The sequence below is a fragment of the Aeromicrobium sp. genome (assembly GCF_025965075.1).
Classification (GTDB): Bacteria; Actinomycetota; Actinomycetes; order Propionibacteriales; family Nocardioidaceae; genus Aeromicrobium.
In genome coordinates, this window is record NZ_JAOPXQ010000175.1 from 1 (window position 1) to 2,868 (window position 2,868).

A 2,868-nucleotide genomic window follows, 5' to 3' on the forward strand; every position below is an offset into this window, starting at 1 on the left:
TGTCCGACGTGCCCCGCTTGGGGGAGTCGTAGAGCAGGCGCACACCGCGCTCGCGCAGCGTCGCCGAGACGGCGTCGATGTCGGCCACGCGGTAGGCGAGCTGCTGGATGCCCTGCCCGTTGCGGGCGATGAACTTGGCGATCGTCGACTCCTCGCTCAGGGGGGCGAGCAGCTGGATGCGGGTGTCGGACTCGCCGACGGCGAGCATCGCCTCGCGGACGCCCTGCTCCTCGTTGACCTCCTCGTGCACCGAGTGCAGGCCGAACGTCGAGGCGTAGAACTCGAGCGCGTCGTCGAGGTCGGGGACCGCGATGCCGACGTGGTCGATCGTGAGCAGGAGGTGGTCGGGGACCAGCGGGGTCGTCATGCAGACGAGGGTATGGCACGCCCGAGGGGGACACCGGGTGATCCATCGCACACCCAGGTCCCAGCGAGGTTACTTCTGCGTAAAGTGGAGACCACTGTCTTTCTCCAAGGCTGTCTTCGAAGGAGCTCCTCTCATGACCCAGTCCGTCATCGTCGCCGGTGCACGCACCCCGATCGGTCGCCTCCTCGGCGGCCTCAAGACCCTCTCCGGATCCGATCTCGGAGGTCTCGCGATCAAGGGCGCCCTCGAGAAGGCCGGTGTCTCGGGCGACCAGGTCGACTACGTCATCATGGGCCAGGTCCTGCAGGCCGGCGCTGGCCAGATCCCCGCCCGCCAGGCAGCCCACAAGGGTGGCATCCCGCTCAACGTCCCGGCCCTGACGATCAACAAGGTCTGCCTGTCGGGCCTCAACGCGATCGCCCTGGCCGACCAGCTGATCCGTGCCGGTGAGTTCGACATCGTCGTCGCCGGTGGCCAGGAGTCGATGACGCAGGCGCCGCACATGCTGCTGGGCTCGCGTGAGGGCACCAAGTACGGCGACACCAAGCTCGTCGACCACATGGCCGCTGACGGTCTGTGGGACGCGCTGACCGACCAGGCCATGGGCGGCCTGACCGAGCAGATCAACGCCGAGAAGCAGAAGTTCACCCGTGAGCAGCAGGACGCGTTCAGCGCCGCCTCGCACCAGAAGGCCGCCGAGGCGCAGAAGAACGGCGTCTTCGACGAGGAGATCGTCCCCGTCGAGATCCCGACCCGCAAGGGCGACCCGATCGTCGTCGCGGCCGACGAGGGCGTGCGTGGCGACACGACGACCGAGTCGCTCGGCAAGCTGCGTCCGGCGTTCGACAGGAGCGGCACCATCACGGCCGGCTCGGCCAGCCAGATCTCCGACGGCGCCGCCGCGGTCGTCGTCATGAGCAAGGCCAAGGCCGAGGAGCTGGGCCTGTCGTGGATCGCCGAGATCGGCGCCGCCGGCACCGTCGCGGGTCCCGACTCGAGCCTGCAGAGCCAGCCGGCCAACGCCATCGTCCAGGCGTGCGAGAAGGAGGGCATCACGCCCGCCGACCTCGACCTGGTCGAGATCAACGAGGCGTTCGCCGCGGTGGGCATCGCCAGCACCGGCGAGCTGGGCATCAGCGAGGACGTCGTCAACGTCAACGGTGGCGCGATCGCGCTGGGTCACCCCATCGGCGCCAGCGGAGCCCGCCTCGTGCTGCACCTCGCGCTCGAGCTCGGCCGCCGTGGCGGCGGCGTCGGCGCGGCCGCGTTGTGCGGCGGCGGCGGCCAGGGCGACGCCCTGATCGTCCGCGTCCCGAAGAAGTAGTACCCGAGCAGTGTCGAGAGGCAGTCGCGCCACCGTCCCGGTGCCCGAGCTCGTGGAACGAGCCCGGGCCGGCGAGCCCCGGGCGGTGGCGCGACTGATCTCGTTGGTCGAGGACCGGTCGCCGGCCCTGCGGGAGGTCAGCGCCGCCCTGACGCCGCTGGCCGGCGGCGCGCACATCGTCGGGATCACCGGCTCACCCGGCGTCGGCAAGTCGACGTCCACCTCGGCGCTCGTGTCGGCCCTGCGAGCGCAGGGCAAGCGGGTCGGCGTCCTGGCGGTCGATCCCACCTCGCCGTTCTCCGGTGGCGCCCTGCTGGGGGACCGCGTCCGGATGCAGGACCACGCGACCGACGACGGCGTCTACATCCGCTCGATGGCCAGTCGCGGTCACCTCGGCGGGCTGTCCGCGTCCGCGCCGCAGGCCCTGCGTGTCCTGGACGCCGCCGGCTGCGACGTGGTGCTGGTCGAGACCGTCGGCGTCGGGCAGTCCGAGGTCGAGATCTCCGGCCTCGCCGACACCACCCTTGTGCTGCTCGCGCCCGGCATGGGCGACGGCATCCAGGCGGCCAAGGCCGGCATCCTCGAGATCGGCGACGTGTTCGTGATCAACAAGGCCGACCGTGACGGGGCGGCCACGACCCGGCGCGAGCTCCGGTCGGTGATCTCGATGACCGACCGGGCTGACGGCGCCTGGAAGCCGCCCATCGTGCTGACGGTCGCGACGACCGGCGAGGGTGTGGACGAGGTGGCCGGGGAGATCGCCGCGCACCTTGCTCACCTGCAGGACAGCGGCGAGCTCGAGCGGCGGCGCCTGGCCCGGCTCCGCCGCGAGATCGAGGCGCTGGCTCTCGCCGAGGTGCAGTCGCGCTTCGCCGACCTGTCCGGCGACGCGCGTCTCGACGCCCTCGCCGCGCAGGTCCTCGCGGGGGAGACCGACCCCTACGCGGCGGCCGACACCGTGGTCGAGCAGGTCTGATCCGCGGACGCGCCGATGCGGCGCGCCTGCAGGGGACGGCGCCGTCCCCCGGCCACAATGGTGGCGTGCTCAAGAAGGTCATCCTGCTGCTCGTCATCGGGTTCGCGCTCTACTACCTGCTGACGACCCCTGCCGACGCCGCCGAGGTGGTCGGGGACGCCTTCGGCGCGATCATGGACGCGTTCCGGCAGATCGGCGTGT

Annotated in this window: 3 protein-coding genes; 2 read left to right on the forward strand and 1 reads right to left on the reverse strand. The window is 71.3% G+C overall.

Annotated features, from left to right (window positions below):
- Positions 1 to 367: VOC family protein (locus tag JWQ91_RS10695; protein ID WP_297783484.1), on the reverse strand; the 367-nt coding region annotated here is incomplete at its 3' end.
- Positions 368 to 500: 133 nt separating this feature from the next.
- Between JWQ91_RS10695 and JWQ91_RS10700 the strand changes: the two genes are divergently transcribed.
- Together JWQ91_RS10700 and meaB are read left to right on the forward strand one after the other, a co-directional pair.
- Positions 501 to 1,691: an acetyl-CoA C-acetyltransferase gene (locus tag JWQ91_RS10700; protein WP_297783487.1), complete on the forward strand. Its 1,191-nt coding sequence runs from the start codon at positions 501 to 503 to the stop codon at positions 1,689 to 1,691.
- A gap of 40 nt (positions 1,692 to 1,731) precedes the next feature.
- Positions 1,732 to 2,667 carry a methylmalonyl Co-A mutase-associated GTPase MeaB gene (gene meaB / locus JWQ91_RS10705; RefSeq protein WP_297783490.1) on the forward strand — a complete coding sequence of 312 codons (936 nt, stop codon included), beginning with the start codon at positions 1,732 to 1,734 and terminating at the stop codon, positions 2,665 to 2,667.
- Positions 2,668 to 2,868 lie beyond the last annotated feature (201 nt).